The organism is Rothia sp. HMSC069D01 (genome assembly GCF_001810135.1).
Classification (GTDB): Bacteria; Actinomycetota; Actinomycetes; order Actinomycetales; family Micrococcaceae; genus Rothia.
This window is the reverse complement of record NZ_KV800108.1, coordinates 19,333-37,813: the sequence shown is the minus strand read 5'-3', so window position 1 is coordinate 37,813 and position 18,481 is coordinate 19,333. Positions and strand designations below refer to the sequence as shown.

Here is an 18,481-nt window from a genome sequence, read left to right as displayed (position 1 = left end):
CTTTTGATGCGTATTTTTCCCACTCAGATAGTCACAATGCGAAACCCACATCACAAAAACCCTCATTTGAGACCAAGAGAGGCACCTTTAGGTCTAAGATAGTAGAGATAAGAAGCGATGTGGGTCTTACGGACCTATAGCGCTTAAACACAAAGATTGTTCGACAACGCAACAACGCGCGGCGGGCGATCTCACAACCGCACAGAAGAGAGGTTGGATTAGTTTGGCTAACGTACCGAACGAGCACTCCCTGAGCACCCTTCTCGATGGCTTCAAGGACATCGACGTAGAAGAGACCCAGGAGTGGGCCGAGTCCCTCGAGGACCTTATCAAGACTCACGGCACCGAGCGTGCAGAGTACATCCTTCGCGCACTGCTCAAGGAAGCTGGCGCAAAGGGCGTTAAGGTCCCGACTCTGGTCAAGACCGACTACATCAACACCATCCCCGCCGACCAGCAGCCCGAGTACCCCGGTGATGAGGAACTCGAGCGCCAGTACCGTGCATGGATTCGTTGGAACGCAGCAATCATGGTTCAGCGTGCCCAGAAGAAGGGCATCGGCGTTGGCGGTCACATCTCCACCTTCGCAGGTGTGGCTGACCTCTACGAAATGGGCCAGAACCACTTCTTCCGCGGCCGTAACCACCCCGGTGGCGGTGACCAGGTCTTCTTCCAGGGTCACTCCTCCCCCGGTGTCTACTCCCGCGCATTCGTTGAGGGCGTCCTGAGCGAAGACCAGATGGACGGCTTCCGTCAGGAGAAGACCAAGGGCGCAAACGGTATTCCTTCGTACCCGCACCCCCGTTGCATGCCCGAGTTCTGGCAGTTCCCGACCGTTTCCATGGGTCTGGGCCCCCTGAACGCTATCCACCAGGCATCCTTCAACAAGTACCTGCACAACCACAAGATCAAGGACACCTCCGAGCAGCACGTCTGGGCATTCCTGGGCGACGGCGAGATGGACGAGCCCGAGTCGCGTGGTGCACTGCAGCTGGCTGCAAACGAGCACCTGGACAACCTGACCTTCGTCGTCAACTGCAACCTGCAGCGTCTGGACGGCCCCGTTCGCGGTAACGGCAAGATCGTTCAGGAGCTCGAGGCATTCTTCCGCGGCGCAGGCTGGCACGTCATCAAGGTCCTGTGGGGCTCCGACTACGACGAGCTGCTCAAGAAGGACAAGAGCGGCAAGCTCATCCAGCTGATGAACGAGACCCTCGACGGTGACTACCAGACCTTCCGTGGCGAAGACGGTGGCTACATCCGCGAGCACTTCTTCGGCAAGTACCCCGAAACCAAGGAACTCGTTGCAGACCTGACCGACGAGCAGATCTTCAACCTGCGCCTGGGTGGCCACGACGACAAGAAGCTCTACGCAGCCTACAAGGAAGCTATGGAGACCAAGGGCAAGCCCACCGTCATCCTGGCACAGTCCATTAAGGGTGCAGAGCTCGGCCCCTACTTCGAGGCACGTAACTCCACCCACCAGATCAAGAAGTTCACCATGGAAGCACTGAAGGGCTTCCGTGACCACCTGAACATCCCCATCTCCGACGAGGAGCTGGAGAAGGATCTGTACAACCCGCCGTACTACCTGCCCGAGGCAAACCACCCGGCACTGCAGTACATGCAGGCACGCCGCAAGGAACTCGGCGGTTACATCCCCGGCCGTGCAAACACCCAGCCTGAGATTATCCTGCCCGAGTCCAAGGTCTACGCACAGACCAAGAAGGGCTCCGGCAAGCAGACCGCTGCTACCACCATGGCGTTCGTCCGCCTGATGAAGGACCTCATGCGCGTGAAGGGCTTCGGTCACCGTATCGCTCCCATCACCCCCGATGAGGCACGTACCTTCGGTATGGACTCCTTCTTCCCCTCGGCTAAGCTGTACAACCCCAACGGTCAGAACTACGTGCCCGTTGACCACCAGCTCATGCTCACCTACACCGAGTCCCCCGAGGGCCAGATTGTTCACGTGGGTATTAACGAGGCAGGCGCAACCGCTGCGTTCATCGCACTGGGCTCCTCCTACGACACCCACGGCGAGCCGATGATCCCGATTTACATCTTCTACTCGATGTTCGGCTTCCAGCGCACCGGCGACGGCTTCTGGGCTGCTGCCGACCAGCTGTGCCGCGGCTTCGTCATCGGTGCAACCGCAGGTCGTACCACCCTGTCCGGTGAGGGTCTGCAGCACAACGACGGTCATTCCCCGATTCTGGCGTCCACCAACCCGGCGTTCAAGATCTACGACCCGGCTTACGGCTACGAGATCGCTCACATCGTGGAGCGCGGTATCGAGCAGATGTACGGTACCAAGGACGAAGACCACAACGTCATGTACTACCTGACCGTGTACAACGAGCCGATTCACCAGCCTGCTGAGCCGGCAAACGTTGACGTTGAGGGCATCATCAAGGGTATCCACAAGATCAGCGAGTCCCCGCTGACCTCCGGTCCCAAGGCACAGCTGCTGGCATCCGGCGTTGCTGTTCCGTGGGCTGAGAAGGCTCAGAAGCTGCTGGCTGAGGACTGGGGCGTCTCCGCAGACCTCTGGTCTGTCACCTCGTGGACCGAGCTGCGCCGCGACGGCATTGCCGCTGAGGAAGAGGCTCTGCTGAACCCGAACCAGCCCGCTCGCGTTCCTTACGTGACCCAGAAGCTGGCAGGCGCTGCTGGCCCGATCGTCGCGACCACCGACTTCGCTTCGGATGTTCCCGACCAGATCCGCCAGTTCGTTCCGAACGACTTCGCAACCCTGGGTGCTGACGGCTTCGGCTTCGCAGACACCCGCCCGGGTGCACGTCGCTTCTTCCACATCGATGCAGAGTCGGTTGTTGTCCGCACCCTGCAGATGCTGGCAAAGCGCGGCGAGGTTGCAGCAGACGTTCCCGCGAAGGCATTCGCTAAGTACGACCTGCTCAACGTGAACGCTAACTCCGAGCTGGAGCAGCACTAAGCATTTAGCGGTAGAACCTCGGTTCTGCGTTAGACGCTAAACGATGCCCCCGGTTGATGATTCATCAACCGGGGGCATTCGTGTTTTAACTCAACCGCATGTTTTAACCGATGTAGCCCGGAGGTAACGACTATTACCTCCGGGCTACTCCAGTTATTGGGGTGTCGGTGAGGCTAGCCGGCGAAGTGGCCGGTCACCTCCGCCAAACGCGCCGGATTCACCAAATCAGGGTGCGTACCCTCCAGCAGCACCGAACGGAACGACGACGCATGCGCCGCCCAACCCGCCGCATCCAGGTACGGCTGATCCTCATGCGGCACACCCACCAGCAACACGTCCCCTTCAAAGAACGCCTGCTCAGCACCACGCATCAACGCCGCCGAAGCACGCATACTACCCAGGCACACGCCCAGCTTCTCCTCCGGTAGGTAACCCATCGCCGAACCCGCCCGCTGCAAACGCTCCAACGTACCCGGCAAATCAAGCTGCTCATCGGCGGCAGGCTCCGGCAAACCGCCCATACGCAACAGCGCACGGAAGCTCTCCTGCTCATCCGGCGCAGGCACGCCCTGCCATTGCTCCGAAGGATACGCATCCAACAGGATGACGCGCTCAACCAGCGCACCCGCAGCCTGCGCCAGGGCCGCCACCTGCACCGCGGCAGTACCGCCCACAGACCAACCCATCAACGCAAAACGACGCGGCAACGAACGCTCCACCAGAGTCTTCTCAATCAGCTTCAGGTAGCCCTCAGCCAGCTCCTGCAGGCTCGACGCAAACCCGGCATTCGGGTCAGAGAACGCCTCAGCCTGCAAAGCATACACACCCTGCTGAGCCGGAAGATGCGAAAGGTACCCCGCATAGCACCAGCCCAAACCACCCGCAGGCGGCAGGATAAACAGCGGCGCGGGGGCCTCGGTAGTATCGGGGACAACGGGCTGCTCACGCTGAGTCACAACGTGTTCGCGCTGAGTCAAAACGTGCTCACGCAGCGGCAGAACCGGCGCGAACTCGGCACCCTCGCCACGCTCGCCCGCAATGGACGCCGCCAAAGCCTGCACGGTCGGATGCGCAAACAGCGCACCGATGCTCACGCTCAGACCCAGCTGCTCCTCAACCGCGGCAATCACCTCAAGAGCCGCCAGCGAATGACCGCCCGAGGCGAAGAAATCCTCGTCCACGCCAAAACGCTCACGACCCAGCACACCCGCAATAATCGAGCACAGCTGATGCTCCAGCAGACCGTGCGGACCCTCGGCATCGGAAGTCTGAGGGGTCAGGTCCAGGGACGCCAACAGCTTGCGATCCGCCTTACCGGAGGGGCTCACCGGCAACGCAGGCAGGGTATGCCACAGGGTCGGCACCATGTAATCCGGCAGAACCTGCGCACAATGCTCACGCGCCGTCTCCACCAGCTGCGCGGCACGCTCGGCGGGCACATCGCCCACCTCCAGCACCGCCGCCAGGGCAGGCTCGCGCAAACCGCGGTACAGCAGAGCCACCGAAGCGCTCACACCCTCAACCGCGGCAAGAGCCATCTCAATATCGCCCAGCTCCAGGCGCTGACCGCGCACCTTAATCTGATAGTCCGTGCGGCCGCGGTAACCAATGACGGCACGGCCATCGGGAAGAATCTCCCAGCACGCCAAATCGCCCGTACGGTACAGGCGCTGACTCTCACCGTTCAGCAGTGCGAGCGCACCGGCAGGAGCCTGCTCCACGAAAGCCGCCGCGGTCGCCTGCGGGTTGTTCTTGTAGCCGCGCGCCAGCTGCACGCCCGACAGGTGCAGTTCACCCGTCACACCCACCGGCACGGGGTGGCCGGTCGGGTCAAGAATCAGGGTGCCGGTGTTCCAGACCGGCTCGCCAATGGGCACGCTCTCGCGGTGCGGATCGGTGGAAGTCTCCCAGAAGGTCACGTCCACCGCCGCCTCGGTCGGGCCATACAGGTTCAGCGGGTACACGCCCAGAACCTCGCCCGCAGCCTGCACCTGGTCCTTCTGCAGAGCCTCACCCGAGCAGACCACGTAGCGCAGGGGCTGCTCTCGTTCCCTGCCGAAGCCAGCCTCCGCCAGGATGCGGCGCGCCGCCGGCGAAGAGGTCAGCGCCGACAGCATGGTCGGAACAAAGTGCACCGCCGTGACGGACTGCTCGGCAATTACGCGCGCCAGGTAGGCGGGGTCGCGGTGCCCATCCGGGGCGGCAATGACCACGGCGGCACCCTCGGCGAGCGGCCAGTACAGCTCCCACACGTGCACGTCAAAGGAGATGGGGGTCTTGTGCAGAACGCGGTCGCCCTCCCCCACCGGAATCTGGTGCTGCTGCCAGCGCAGGCGGTTATCAATCGCGCGGTGGCTGATGGCAACGCCCTTAGGCCTGCCCGTGGAGCCGGAGGTGAAGAGCACGTAAGCGTCCTCGTCCAGGCCGGTTTTTGCGCCCGGAAGCTCCTCGGCGGCGGGTGCCTGTACAGCTTCCTCGATGCTCAGCTGCGGTAGGGTGTGCTGCGGCAGGTTCGCGTGACGCGCAGGCTCCTGCGGGTTCAGCTCCTCCGCACTCAGCGGGTGCAGACCGGGGCCGTGCAGCAGCAGGGAGCACTCGGCGTCCTCCATCATCACGCCCACACGCTCGGCGGGCAGATCCGGAAGCACCGGAACGTAGGTGGCGCCAGCGTACAGCAGGGCGTACAGCGCCACGTACTGCTCGGCGCCGCGGTGCACACGCAGACCCACTGCGTCGGAGGGGCGAACGCCCCAGTTCAGCAGCTGCGCGGCAAGCGCACGGGCGCGCTCGTCCAGTTCGGCGTAGGTGAGGGCGCGGTCAAAGGCGTAGGCGCGCTCCGACTCGGGGGTGAGCACCTCGCCGGGCGCGGGGGCGGAATCCAGCACGGCGAGCGCCTGCGGATGCGCCGCCACCGCGTCACGGAAACGATCCAGCAGGGTCTTGTACTCCAGCGGGTGCTCGGTGCGCGCCGGGGCGGTCAGCTCGCGCAGGGTCGCAAGCTCCGCCTCGGTCGCCAAGCCGAGGTTGTTCAGGGAGGCGCCCTCGCGCTGCGCCTCCGCCGCGTAGGCGGGCAGCCACTCACTCAGGCGGGCGGCATGGCGCTCCAGCTCCTCGGCGGTGTAGAGCGCCGGGTTCATGTCAATCTCGCAGGAGATGCTGTTGCCGCGGCCGGGCATGCCGCGCAGGGTGAAGGTCGCGTCAGCAACGGGACCGGCAGAGATATTGTGAATACGCGCGGTCGGTACCGGGGTTCCGGACCCGCCCTTGGAGGGTGCCGCCAGCGGCAGCACCGCGTCAAAGGGCACCACGTTAATCTGCGCACCAAACAGCCTGGACTGTGCATTACGCGCGGTACGCTCGAGGTCTTCCTGACGAGCCAGCGGATGCTCCGCGTTGCGGGCGTACTGCTCCTTCACCGAGTGCAGGGACTCCGCGATGGGGCCGGTCGCCGCAACCTGCACCGGCAGCACGTTCACCGCGGTACAACCGGTCTGCGCGCTCGCCGTACCCAGGGCGCGGGTCGTCTCCGGCAGGGTGCGGGCGAACATGCGGTTCATCTGCGGCACACCGAACGAAGCCTGCGGGTAGCCGCCCACACGCGCCAGGTACGAGCCGACGGCCGCGGTCGCCAGCACCGGCCAGGAGACGGCGTGCTGCTTTGCCGCATCCAGCAGGGCCTGCTGGGTGGGCACATCAATGCTGAACGCCACGCGCACAGACTGCGCTGACGGGGAGGCGGTACGACCCGCCAGGGAGGTGTCTTCCTGCTCCAGGGCGCCGCTCGCCTCCCAGAAGGCGACGTCTTCGTCACGGGCGGTGGAGGCGGCATCGTCGGCATCGAGCAGCTGCTGCAGGCTCATGCGGCGGGTTGCCGGAACCGGCTGACCGGCGGACAGGGCGCGGTATATCGCCGCCACGCGGGAGAGGCCGTTGAACGCCGCGAATCCGTCGGCAACCACGTGGGAGAAGGAATGGTACACCCAGAGGAACCCGCCGTAACGCGCCACTGCGCTGCGCACGGTCACGCCCTCATCGGTGGTAAGGGGCTGGGCGAGCAGGCGCTGCGCCCAGGCGCGTACCGGCGCGGGCAAATCAGAGTCAGGCAGGGCTGATTCGGGCAGGTCAGAGGCGTTCTCCTCCCCCGCCTTCGCGGTGCCGCTCAGTTCGCTCTCTTCCAGTTCGCCCCCGTCCAGCTCCCCCTCATCTACGAGCAGGTCAATACCCGCAAGGAACGCCTCCTCGGTCAGAATCTGCTGGGAAGCGGCACCATCGGCAATGCGGGTGCGCACGCGGAAGCCCTCGTTCTCGCGGTAGAGCTGTTCAAAAGCCTCACGCAGCAGGGTGAGGTCGGTGTCCGCGGGGCATTGCAGAACCTCCGCGGTGTTGTAGCAGGGGTTTTCCGGGTCAATTGCGGCGGCAAAATAGATGCCGCGTGCATTGGTGGTCAGCGGCAGCCAGGGGCTGTCAGCGCTGTGCGATGCGGGGTGAGTCGCGGCGGTGCGAAGGTCGGAAGCAGTCCCGAAGCTAGCGGGTGCGGTAGTATCAGCTACGCCCATGGTGGCCTCTCTCAAGGTCTGGATCAGTGATCTGGATTAGGGATGAGGTGTGTGTGAAGGGTCGGGCTACTCCCCCGCCGTTTCGCGCTGGCAGAAGTGCACTAACAGAAGTTCGCTGACAAGTGCAAACGCAGCTACACAACACGGCGTAAAACCGGCGCACAGAAAAACGAGGCGAGTAGCAAACACCCCGGGCACCCGTCTGCATTCGCGGCAGGCGGGCACTCGGGGTGCGGTAACGCTTAGCCCAGGCGGGAGGCGATGAACTCCACGGTCGGGTTCTCCACCAGCTCGGTAAACTCAATCACGGCGCCCTCGGCGGCAAGGTCGTCGAGCAGGGCGAATGCGCCCATAGAATCCATGCCCAGGGAGAACAGGTCGGTGGTCGGCTCGTCAAAAGCGGTCTGCAGGGAGTCGGGCTCGACGATGTACTTCTCCATGATGGGGCGCAGGGTCTCAAATGCGGACATTTTTCTCCTCAATAGGGGTAGGAATAAGGGCGTACGGTTTAGCTGAAAATGATCAGCTCAAAGGGTTTAGCCGAAAATTTCGGCAAGCTTGGCGCGCAGTTCGCGGCGAGAAATCTTACCCACGTTCGTGGTGGGCAGCTCCTGCAGAACCTGCACGCGCTCCGGGATCTTGAAGTCGGCGAGCTTCTTCGAGGTGAAGAACTCGTGCATCGTGCGGCGCGGGTTTTCGCCCAGGTCGGCGCCTTCCTGCGGCACAATGACCAGGCCCACGCGCTCGCCCACAGTCTCATCCGGGATGCCCAGGACCACGGCGTCAAAAACATCGGGGTGGGTCAGCGCCAGCTCTTCGATTTCGTCCACGGCAATCTTCTCGCCGTTGCGGTTAATCTGGTCCTTCGCGCGGCCGGTCACCTCAAGGTACTTGCCTGCGACCAGTCGCACAATGTCGCCGGTGCGGTAGAAGCCGTCCTCGGTGAAGCCGTAACGGTTCGCGTTCTCCTCCAGGTAGTAGCCGCGAATCGTGTACGGGCCGCGGGTGAGCAGGTGGCCGCTCTCGCCGCGCTTAACCGGCTGGTCCTGATCATCAACAATCAGGATTTCGTCGTCGGGGCTGATCGGGTAGCCCTGGGTCCTCAGACGCATCTCAATCGGGTCGGTCGAGCGGGTGTAGTTCACCAGGCCCTCAGCCATGCCGAACACCTGCTGAACGGTGCAGCCGAGCACCGACTCAATCTTGCCCGCAACCGCCGGAGCCAGCTTCGAACCGCCCACCTGCAGGGTCTGCAGAGACGGCAGGGACACGCCGCGCTTCTCCGCGGAGGCGACCCACGCCTGAGCCAGCGGCGGCACCAGCGCGGAGGTGGTCACACCCTCCATCTCAATGAGGTGGAACGCAGTCTGCGGGGACGGATCCGCCGCGAACACCAGCTTGCCGGAGGCGCACATGACGCCCAGAATACCGGGCGAGCTCATCGTGAAGTTGTGCGCGGCGGGCAGCACCACGAGCATGGTCGTGTTGTTGTTCAGCTTGCAGATATCGACCGAGCCGCGCACCGAGTACAGGTAGGCGGCGTGGGTGCGAGGAATCAGCTTCGAAATTCCGGTCGTACCGCCGGAGAGCTGCAGGAACGCCACCTGCTCGCTCGCGCGGGTCTTCTCGGTGTTCTGGATGACGCCGGGCACGAACTCTTCAGCGAGCTCCTCTTCGGTCAGCGGGGTCAGTGGCTCCGCAACGTCAATAGCAACCGGCGGCTCCAGGGAGTTCTTGCGCAGCTCGGCGGCAACGTCCTCGTGCAGGGCGGTGAAATCGGTGCCGGGGGTCAGCGAAGAGAACACGTGCGCCGCAGCGTCGGTGCGGGTCGCAAAGTGAACCAGCTCGGTGGTGCGGTGCTGCGGCAGGCAGAACACCGGCAGAGCCGCCGCCCAGAAAATACCCAGCAGGTACACCAGGTACTCGGCGGTGTTACCCAGCTGCAGCAGCACGCGGTCACCGGGCTGCACACCAGCCTGAACGAGGCGCGCCGCAGCGGCACGACCTGCCGCCTCCAGCTCACCGTAGGAGAGGCGAATCTGCTGGGGCTTGCCGTCCTCATCGAGCTGCGCGTGCGAAAGCGCCACCAGCGCCGGGAAGTGCGGCTTTGCGCGGCAGGCATCCAGCAGGAACTCGGGGATGGTCTGGTCAATCCAGTAGCCGGCTTCGCGGTACTTCGAGGCAAAAGACTCGGGGATGAGCGGCGTGGGGGCCAGGGGGCTACGTTCTACGGTCATCTTCTCTCGATTTCTGTGTCGTTTGCGGTTTCTATAGCGCTCACGTTGTGTTCGCAGCGTGATGCCATCTCGTCAATGAGGGCGGGTGCGCAACCTACGCCGGGTACCCTTCGGTACCCCTCGCGGCGCGGTAGTGTTGCACTTCTCTTAGGCTGTACTTCTCTAGGATACGGGCGCGGCGGTGTTTACCCTAACGGGAACCCCGCACGCCCACCATGCGGGGCGTGCTCTACCGTGCGGGAGCCCTAAGCAGCCTCTCGCAGGTCCTCTGCAAAGCCCAGCTCAGTGCGTTCAGCCTCCCGGCTGGCAGCAATAATACGCTCCAGGGTCGGCACAATCGCACCGCGCCAGCACGCATAATCATGACCGCCGTTGAAGGTCGTGCAGCGCGCTCTCTCCAGGCCCAGCTTTTCCAGGCGCTCCTTCAGCTCACGGTGAGGAGGCACCAGAACCCACTCCTGCTCCCCCACCTCAATCTCAAGGTACAGGTGGCGCAGACGGTCAATCTCGCCCGCCGCCTCCAGCTCGTCCAGGCGGTCCATGACCTGCGGTTGCCACAGCGACGAAGACTGCGCAATCGCGCCACCAAACGCCTCCGGACGGCTCAGCACCGCCAGCAGGGAGGACAGGCCACCCAGCGACTGACCGTTAATCACAATGTTCTGCGGGTCGGTCTTAATGCCGTGCACCGCTTCCAGGTGCGGGAACGCAATCTCCACCAGGTAGTCGGCAATCGGATTGTCGCCGTTCAGTTCCTTCCAGCGGTTCTCGCGGCCGCCGGAGTGCAGGAAGAACACGTGCATCGCCGGAATACGGCCCGCCTCATGGGCGCGGTTGAGGGTCTGCTCCATACCCTGGCTGAACCACATCTCACCGTCGAACTGGATGAACAGCGGCGCATCCGGGGCGGGGTCACCCACGCGGCCAAGCACGTACTGGTGACCGTCAGAGGTCTGCATCCACTCGGGGGCGGGCAGCGCGTCAATCTCTTCCTGAGTCAGGATGAACTCCTGCACCGGCGCGTGCTCAAGCTGCACCACACCCATGCAACGACCGATGCGGTTGCACACGGTCTCGGGGTTCAGCGGGTCACCCTCGCCAGAATCCAGGGCGGCGCGCAGGCGCACCTGGTCGTCATCGCCCAACCAGGCGGGGCGCTCGCCGGGCAGCGCCGGCAAGAAGTTGTAGGAGGCACGCCAGGTGGTTTCCATCTGTATGCTCAGCTGCCACCAGCCAGTGCCCTCGATGCGGGCCATAAGGGAACGGTCAAGGTTCTTCTCATCGGTCAGGCGGTTGATGAACATGAGCACCTGCTCCGCCTGCTCGTTGCGGTACAGGAAGGTGACGATGCGCTCGTTCTCACTGATGCTACCGTCTTCGCGGTGCACCGGCTCGATAATGGGGGTGCCTTCGGAGACGATCTCAAGGATGCGGGCGTTCAGCTCTTCGGGGCTGACCGCATCGGCGATAATGGCGCTGATGAGGGGGCTGTCCACGCGCGGTGCCGGTACGGGGCGCGGGATCTTGGGAGGGGCCGGGCGCACAGCCGGCGCAACGGTACGCGGCTGCACGGAAGCAGCTTGTTCAGAAGCGTTCTGCGTGGGAACGATCGCGGTGGGTTCGTGCTCGCCCAACGGTTCCTCCTTGGTCTGTGGAAACACTCAATCGGTGAGAATCGGTGAGGAGGCGCATTATTGTTAGTTAGCCTCTACTACCTCACTCTATGGTATCCCTTACCCAAACTCCAGCCAAAGGGAAAAACGAAAGAACCAAAAGATGACATTCATGACAGCGAACACACGCTGCTAAAACCCAAGCACGAAGCCGCCGCAGCCCCGCCCAGACCGGCACAGCCCCGCCCAGACCGGCTCAGAGCAACCCAGCCCAGCCCCGCCCAGACCAGCTCATCCCAGCCCGGCTCAGAAGTTAAAAGAGATGAGGCACCGAGACCGTGCATCAAACCTCTCAAGTCGCAACTTTCAAAGTCTCATGCGGCAGTCTCGGTGCCTCATCTACGGGTTCCCAAAATGGAACCTACCCAGTGCTCGGATCCGTTCATGCGTCAAAGACGGGCGAGCACCGGGTAGGCGCCCTACGCGCAGGGGATCCTGGGTCCCTCAGATCCTAACGTTCGCTGCTCGGCGCAATGCCAAACTTTTCCACCCGTACTGAGACGGTTGGTGCAAACTCCCACGCGGCTTAGGGGCGAAAACTATTCGCTTTCGCGGGCCGCCGAAATAGCGTCAGCGGCAATATGAATTGTTTGGTTCTCCTTCGGAATAACCAAAGGGGTACCAGTGCACGGATCAGGAATAATGACCGATTGCAGGTCAAAAACTTCCTGAATAAGTTCCGGTGTAATTATCGCACGCGGATCACCCTGAGCGATAATCCGGCCCTGCTTCATTAACACAACATGAGTAGCATACCTGAAAGCAAGGTTCAGGTCATGCAACACCACGGCTACCGTTCGCCCTTCGGAATGCAATTTCTTCGTCAGGTTCAGCACCTCAATCTGGTGCGTGATGTCCAGGTAGGTGGTCGGCTCATCGAGCAGAATCAGCGGGGTCTGCTGCGCCAGGGTCATGGCAATCCACACACGCTGACGCTGACCACCCGAAAGCGCCTCAATGGGACGCTCAGCAAGCTCCAGCACGTTCGCCGCCTGCATCGCCTCCACACAGGCGCGCTCGTCCTCATCAGACCAGGAACGCAGCAGCGACTGGTGCGGGTAGCGGCCGCGCGCCACCACATCCGCCACGGTCACGCCGCTAGGCGCCTCCGGGGTCTGCGGCAGCATCGCCAGGATCTTGGCGATAGCGCGGGACTTCATCTGCGGCAGCGGGGTGCCGTCCAGGCGAACCTCGCCCTTCTTGAGCGGGTTCACGCGGGCAAGAGCCTTCAGGGTGGTCGACTTACCGCAGGCGTTCGGGCCCAGGATAACGGTCAGCTCCCCCTCCGGCACCTGAAAATCTACCCCGTTGAGCACCGTATGCTCACCGTAGGCAACCACCATGTTCTCGCCTTCAAGGCGGGTCGTCACACTAGTGTTCACTAGCTCTTCTTCCTTTCGAGGTAAATCAGGTAAATCAGGTACAGGCCGCCAATCGCGCCGGTCACTACGCCCACCTGAATGATGCGTCCGGGAACAGCGAATCGGCCAATCAGGTCAGAGCCGAGCACCATGAGCGCACCCATAAGTGCCGCGGAGGTGAAGCCCACCCCGCCACTGCGAGACAGGGTCTTCGCGATGTGCGGTGCCGCCAGGGCGACAAAGGCAATCGGGCCGGTCGTCGCGGTCGCCAGCGAAACCAGAAGCACACCGATAAACAGAGCCGCCACACGGTACGCGTTCACGCTCACACCCAAACCGGATGCCACCTGGTCACCAAAACGAATCGCGCCCAGCGGGCGGACCAGCATCAGCAACAGCGGAGTCACCACGAGCAGCAGACCCATCAGCGCGTAGGTGCGCTCCCACGTGATGTCATTGAGCGAACCGGCAAGCCAGGACGCCGCGGTCTGCGCCTGAGTCAGCGAAGCACGCACCACCAGCAGCGCATTGAACGCCGCCAGGGTCGACCCCACACCAATACCGACCAGCACCAAGCGGAAGCCATGCAGGCCCGTGCGGCGCGTCAACAGCCACACCAGCACCGAAGTCGCCAAGCCACCAACCACAGCACCCAGAGCAACCTCAACGGGGCCGGAATTGAAGACAATAATCTGCAACAGCGCACCGGTCGCAGCACCATTCGTGAAGCCGATAATATCCGGCGAACCCAGGGCATTACCCGAAATCACCTGGAAAATCGCACCCGAGAGACCAAGCGCCGCACCCACCAGAAGCGCCGCCACAATACGCGCCGCACGCTGCTGAGCGAAAGTCACCGTAATCTGCTTGCCCTCACCCAGCAGCGCCGGGATCAGCTTCTCCGGGGCGATCTTATAATCACCCTGCAACATGCCCCAAAACGCCAGCGCCGCAATCAGCACCACCAACGCCACATTCAAAATCAGCACACGCCACGGCACCTGAGCACTCAGCGGACCGCGCACAGTCAACACCGGGCGGCCACCCAAATCGCGGCCGCTACGACGCGCAGAACGATTAGCTGCAGTGGTGACGGTCGCCGTCGAAACAGCGGAAGAATTCGACATTAGAGAGCCTCCACCTTACGACGAGTCATCAAGAACAAGAACACCGGGGCACCGGCAAGAGTCGCCACAATACCCACCTGAGTCTCCTGCGGAGCCACCAGCACACGCGCCAACACGTCAGCACACAGCAGCCACACCGGACCCAACAGCGCCGAACCATAATTCACCCAGCGCACATCATTACCGAGTAGGGCACGCACCACAAACGGCACCGCCAAACCCACAAAACCAATCGGACCCACCGCAGCAGTCGCCGCACCGGCAAGCACCGTCACCGCCAGCAACGTCAAATTCTGGGTCGTACGCACGCTCACGCCGAGGCTGGTCGCCGCCTCCTCGCCCATGCTCAGAGCATTAATCGCGGGAGCCACAAAGAACGCCACCAGCACACCCAGCACAATCACCGGGCCCACCGTCGACGCGATATCCATGCCGCGGCCCTCCAGCGAACCGGCAACCCACACACGGAACTCGTTATACGCATCCTGATCAGCCAAAATCAGGCCCTGTGCAATCGCCGACAGCGCCGCAGAAATCGCCACACCCGCCAACGCAAGCTTCACAATCGACCCGTCACGACCACGACCCAGCGTGTACACCAGCACCGCAGCCAACGCGCCACCAATCGTCGCAGCAATCATGTACTGCCAAATACCCATCACACCAAAAACCACCACGGAAGCAATCACAGCCACCGCAGCACCGGCATTCACACCCATCAGGCCGGGCTCAGCCAACGGGTTACGGGTCAGCGACTGCATCAGCGAACCGGCAACAGCCAACGCCGCACCCGCCGCAAGACCCACCAGGGTACGCGGAATACGCTGCTCCATCACAATCGTCTGCGCCTGCTCAGAAGCAGTGCCATTAAAAACAGCCAGAACCTCATCCGGCGGAAGATTATTCGATCCGAACAGCAAAGAAGCAGCCACAGCACCCGCCAAAAGCACCGCAAACAAGAACAGAAAAGCCAGGCGCTTACCCAACTTCTGCCCCTGAATCACAGACCCCTGACGGGACGTACTCTCCTGCTGAACACCTCGGGACAATGAGCTCGTGCGGGCCACTATGCTCCTTATGCTCGATACAAGAAAACGGGGAGGCGCACCCGGCACCCCGCCGCAAGAGGGGGCACCCGGCACACCGGTAGATAATGAGAGAAACGCCGGAGCGGGCGGGTCACTCCCCCACCCGCATCCGACGTTAAGTCTTAGCGCTTACGGGTCAGCAGCAGCGCAGCGGCACCCACAATGCTTACGCCCAGAACCACCACGCCAATCCACGGGAACGCAGCACCGTAAGTCACGGTCTGAACGGTGGATGCGGTGTTAGCCGCGCCCGAAGCCGAAGCGCTCGGGCTCGACGCAGTACCGCGCGCAACAGCCGAAGAAGATGCGCTCGCCGAAGCGGTCGCCTTCTTCTTCTGAGCATCTGCCGAAGCAGAAGGCGCAGAGGAAGCATTAGAAGAACCAGAGGTAGTACCGGAAGAATCAGCCTCCGAGTTCAGGCGATCGTACTCTTCCTTGGTGATGGTGTTGCCATCAGCATCGGTGTAGACGGTCTCAGCCTCAGCCGCGCCGCCTGCAGAACCATTCGAGGAGCCGTTCGAGCCGCCATTGGACGAGGACTCGTTGGAATCGTTAGAGCCCTGAGCGTCGTCTGCAGAGTCGGAGTTATTAGAGTTCGAACCGCCATTCGAGGAACCGCCGTTGCTCTTCGAGCTGGAAGAGCCACGGCTCGAGGAAGAACCCGAAGAGTTCGAGGAGGAGTTATCCGAACCGCCCTCACCCACCACGGTGAACTCGGGGCTGCGGTTGCTGTACGCCTCGGTACCCAGGTACTTGCCGTCCTTGTCGCGCTTCTCACCGGATGCGAGGAAACGCAGGGTGTGGGTGCCAGGGCCTACATCCGGCAGAACGAAGGAACCGGAGACGTTACCGTTCCCATCGCTCTTCTGCTGGTGCACCACGCACGCGCCCTGAGCCGCATCGGAGGGGCACAGGTTGCCGTCGTCCACCTTCACGGACACCACAGCATTCGCGGGGAAGCCGCTTAGGGTAAAGGAAATCACGCCGTGCTCACTCACGGAGGAGGAAACGGTTGAGGAGGTGCCGGGGGTGGATGCCTTCGCACCGCCCGGAGGCAGAGCGGATGCGGTGCCAACGCCCAAGCCAAGCGCCAGGGTCGCGGCGGCGCAGGCGGTCAGCGCCTTAGAGGTCAGGGATGCCTTCGGGGCTCCCGAAAAAGGTGCACGCATGGTGGTCCTTTCAAAATTACCGGGGTCGAAGCTGAACGCTACCGGGTTCGTGTAGGTGAAGTTCAGTAGGTCGGTGCAGTTCAGTAGGTTGCGACCCGAGTGGTTAGTGGGGCATCCGGCCCACGCCCCTGTTCAAGGGTGCGGGGCCAAGAGTGGGGGGCGTGAGCCGGTGCCGATATGAATGTGTGGTCAGAGCTTACTTCTTGAGAGAGCTTACTTCTTGGAGGTGCGCAGAATCAGAGCCGCAGCCAAAACCACCAGGCCAGCCGCCGAAAGCAGCAGGTTGTTGGCGTTGTTGACCACCCACTTGGTCAGGCCGGTCAGCTCAGTACCCTCAATGACCGGGCCCTGAGCCTTGGTGCCTGCGGCGGAGTTCTGGGAGCCCTGCGTGTTCTGCGAGCCCTGCGAACCAGCGGCTGCCTTCGCAGCCTTCTTCGCGTTGGCTTCGGTCTTCTGCAGGCTGGTAGCCAGGGACTTCTGCGCGTTCTGAACCTTCGCCTTAGCCTGCACACGGTTCACGACCGGAGCGGTGCTCTGCGAGAGCGCGGCGAGGGATGCGTCCACGTCGGTGGCGCGGGTGCTGATGCGGCCGCCCGCGTTACGCATGGGAACAGGCGCTGTAGAGGTGCTGGTTGCGGGGTTCTCGTTCAGCTCTTCAACCAGCTGGTCGGTGGCGTCCTGCTCATCACGGGAAACGTCCTGACGAGGGGTAACAGCGCGTTCCACGGTCATGTCAGCAAAACCGAGCACCGCATTTTCAGCGCCCTGGTTGCCGTTGTGCACAACCACGCGGTAGGTGGCGGCGGGCATGCTCACGCTGGTTTCGTAGCTGAAGCTGCGGTTGCCGTCCAGACGCTTCCAGCCGGAGCCGTAGAGGGTCTGCGGGGAGTTGCCGAGGTAGGTCGCGGCGTACACCCAAGTGCCCGGTTCAGCATTCGGCACGGTCACGGTCACGGTGGAACCGTCACGGCTCACCTGCACGCCATTACCCGCGGTCAGTTCGGAGGCGTTGACCGGCTCGGGTGCGTCAATGGGGGCGTACTCCGGAGCCTTGTCGCTGAGCTTAATCTTCTGTCGAATAGACACACCACGGTCGTAGTTTTTACCCTGCTCATCTGCTCCGCCCAGGGAACCGGAGAGGATCTGCACGTTGTGCTCGGAATTTTCGGTAGCCCAGCCTGCCTTAGCCAAATCTTCAGCGCTCAAGCCGGTGTTTTCGGTGGTGGGCAGGGGAACCTCAACCTCGAAGGTGCCGTCTTCATTGGCGATTGCCATGAAGTTTGCGGGCGAGTTGCCGCCCTTCTTGGTCAGGGGGTTAATGGCCTGGTGCGCATTATCGGGGACGGCATCCAGGAATTTGACCGCAAATATGGCGCCGCGACCGGGAGCATTACTTACGAAGCCTTCACCGCGCACCACAATCTTGCCTTCGCGCCACTTTTCGGTGGAGATGGTGACATTCGCCTTCACCGGGTTCGCGGGCTTGGGGTCAGCAGGCTTCGGGTCAACAGGCTTCGTAGGATCTGCAGTTGCGCTCGGCTCGGGGGTGGGAGCAGCAGTTGCGCTGGGCTCCACAGTAGGCTCGGGGGTCGGCTCTGCAGTGGCACTGGGCTCAGCGGTCGCAGAAGGCTCTGCAGTTGCGCTCGGTTCCGCGGTAGGCGCGGCAGTCATGGAAGGCTCTGCAGTTGCACTGGGCTCAGCGGTGGGCTCTGCGGTGGGCTCTGCGGTCGGTGCCGGGCTCGGAGCCGGGTCGCTCAGCGTAATATTCTGCGACACAGATGCACGACGGTCGTAGGTGTTACCGTCCGCATCCGTACCACCCAGGGAACCGGAAAGCACCTGAATACGGTGGCTGGTACCCTCCACGGTCCAGCCCTTGTTCTTCAGCTGCTCAGCGGTCAGACCGGTGTTTTCGGGGGTCGGCAGGGACACCTCAACCTCGAAGGTGCCGTCCTCCTTGGCGGTTGCCATGAAGTTCGCGGGCGAGTTGCCGCCCTTCTTGGTGATCGGGTTAATCGCCTGGTGCGCTTCATCCGGCAGGGCGTCGAGGAACTTCACGGCGAACACTGCGCCGCGACCGGGTGCGGTGCTGGTAAAGCCGGTGCCGCGCAGCACGAGCTTACCTTCGCGCCACTTCTCGGTAGAGATGGTCACGGCAGCCTTAGCTTCCTGCTGGGTGGCGGCGGGGGTATCCGCGAATGCGAGAGTGGTGCCGGTCAGCGCTGCTCCGGGGGTGATGAGCGCGCCGACGAGAGCCACGACGGCACCGTAGCGGGCTGCGGTGCGCACGGGTCGAGTTTCGGTCATTGTGGTC

The 18,481-nt window shown here is 62.9% G+C and carries 10 protein-coding genes; 1 reads left to right on the top strand and 9 read right to left on the bottom strand.

Annotated elements, in window-relative coordinates:
* The first annotated feature begins 223 nt into the window (after window positions 1-223).
* Window positions 224-2,956: a pyruvate dehydrogenase (acetyl-transferring), homodimeric type gene (aceE, locus tag HMPREF2710_RS04710; RefSeq protein ID WP_070599789.1), complete on the top strand. Its 2,733-nt coding sequence runs from the start codon at window positions 224-226 to the stop codon at window positions 2,954-2,956.
* A 173-nt stretch (window positions 2,957-3,129) separates the two neighbouring features.
* On the opposite strand, the gene HMPREF2710_RS04705 is transcribed toward aceE, so the two are convergent.
* The 9 genes from HMPREF2710_RS04705 to HMPREF2710_RS04665 all read right to left on the bottom strand — a co-directional run bounded on the left by HMPREF2710_RS04705 (window position 3,130) and on the right by HMPREF2710_RS04665 (window position 18,474).
* Complete coding sequence (locus HMPREF2710_RS04705) at window positions 3,130-7,512, bottom strand: non-ribosomal peptide synthetase (protein WP_210388902.1); 4,383 nt, start codon at window positions 7,510-7,512, stop codon at window positions 3,130-3,132.
* A 242-nt stretch (window positions 7,513-7,754) separates the two neighbouring features.
* The gene (locus HMPREF2710_RS04700) at window positions 7,755-7,982 is read right to left on the bottom strand and encodes a phosphopantetheine-binding protein (protein ID WP_005507422.1); all 228 of its coding nucleotides are present in this window, start codon (window positions 7,980-7,982) and stop codon (window positions 7,755-7,757) included.
* Window positions 7,983-8,048: 66 nt separating this feature from the next.
* Window positions 8,049-9,749 (bottom strand): (2,3-dihydroxybenzoyl)adenylate synthase, encoded by a 1,701-nt coding sequence (locus tag HMPREF2710_RS04695; protein WP_070599788.1) that lies wholly within the window; start codon window positions 9,747-9,749, stop codon window positions 8,049-8,051.
* A 245-nt stretch (window positions 9,750-9,994) separates the two neighbouring features.
* Window positions 9,995-11,383, bottom strand: a complete 1,389-nt coding sequence (locus HMPREF2710_RS04690; protein WP_052265071.1) for an enterochelin esterase domain-containing protein — start codon at window positions 11,381-11,383, stop codon at window positions 9,995-9,997.
* 578 nt (window positions 11,384-11,961) lie between these two features.
* Entirely contained in the window at window positions 11,962-12,804 is an 843-nt protein-coding gene (locus tag HMPREF2710_RS04685; protein WP_060824615.1) for an ABC transporter ATP-binding protein, read from the bottom strand.
* On the bottom strand, window positions 12,804-13,910 hold the full coding sequence (locus tag HMPREF2710_RS04680) for a FecCD family ABC transporter permease (protein WP_049342128.1): 1,107 nt from the start codon (window positions 13,908-13,910) through the stop codon (window positions 12,804-12,806). Before HMPREF2710_RS04680 ends, HMPREF2710_RS04685 begins: the two co-directional genes overlap by 1 nt.
* Complete coding sequence (locus HMPREF2710_RS04675; protein WP_083303488.1) at window positions 13,910-14,977, bottom strand: FecCD family ABC transporter permease; 1,068 nt, start codon at window positions 14,975-14,977, stop codon at window positions 13,910-13,912. The genes HMPREF2710_RS04680 and HMPREF2710_RS04675 overlap by 1 nt, the downstream gene beginning before the upstream one ends.
* Window positions 14,978-15,120: 143 nt before the next feature.
* Window positions 15,121-16,167 carry a plasmid partitioning protein gene (locus HMPREF2710_RS04670; protein WP_070599784.1) on the bottom strand — a complete coding sequence of 349 codons (1,047 nt, stop codon included), beginning with the start codon at window positions 16,165-16,167 and terminating at the stop codon, window positions 15,121-15,123.
* A 213-nt stretch (window positions 16,168-16,380) separates the two neighbouring features.
* Window positions 16,381-18,474 (bottom strand): peptidase, encoded by a 2,094-nt coding sequence (locus HMPREF2710_RS04665; protein ID WP_070599782.1) that lies wholly within the window; start codon window positions 18,472-18,474, stop codon window positions 16,381-16,383.
* Window positions 18,475-18,481 lie beyond the last annotated feature (7 nt).

Excerpts from the sequence above, each read along its gene's own strand:
- HMPREF2710_RS04665 (WP_070599782.1), bottom strand. The coding sequence starts at position 18,474 with ATGACCGAAACTCGACCCGTGCGCACCGCAGCCCGCTACGGTGCCGTC.
- HMPREF2710_RS04670 (WP_070599784.1), bottom strand. The coding sequence starts at position 16,167 with ATGCGTGCACCTTTTTCGGGAGCCCCGAAGGCATCCCTGACCTCTAAG.
- HMPREF2710_RS04695 (WP_070599788.1), bottom strand. The coding sequence starts at position 9,749 with ATGACCGTAGAACGTAGCCCCCTGGCCCCCACGCCGCTCATCCCCGAG.
- HMPREF2710_RS04700 (WP_005507422.1), bottom strand. The coding sequence starts at position 7,982 with ATGTCCGCATTTGAGACCCTGCGCCCCATCATGGAGAAGTACATCGTC.
- HMPREF2710_RS04705 (WP_210388902.1), bottom strand. The coding sequence starts at position 7,512 with ATGGGCGTAGCTGATACTACCGCACCCGCTAGCTTCGGGACTGCTTCC.
- HMPREF2710_RS04680 (WP_049342128.1), bottom strand. The coding sequence starts at position 13,910 with ATGTCGAATTCTTCCGCTGTTTCGACGGCGACCGTCACCACTGCAGCT.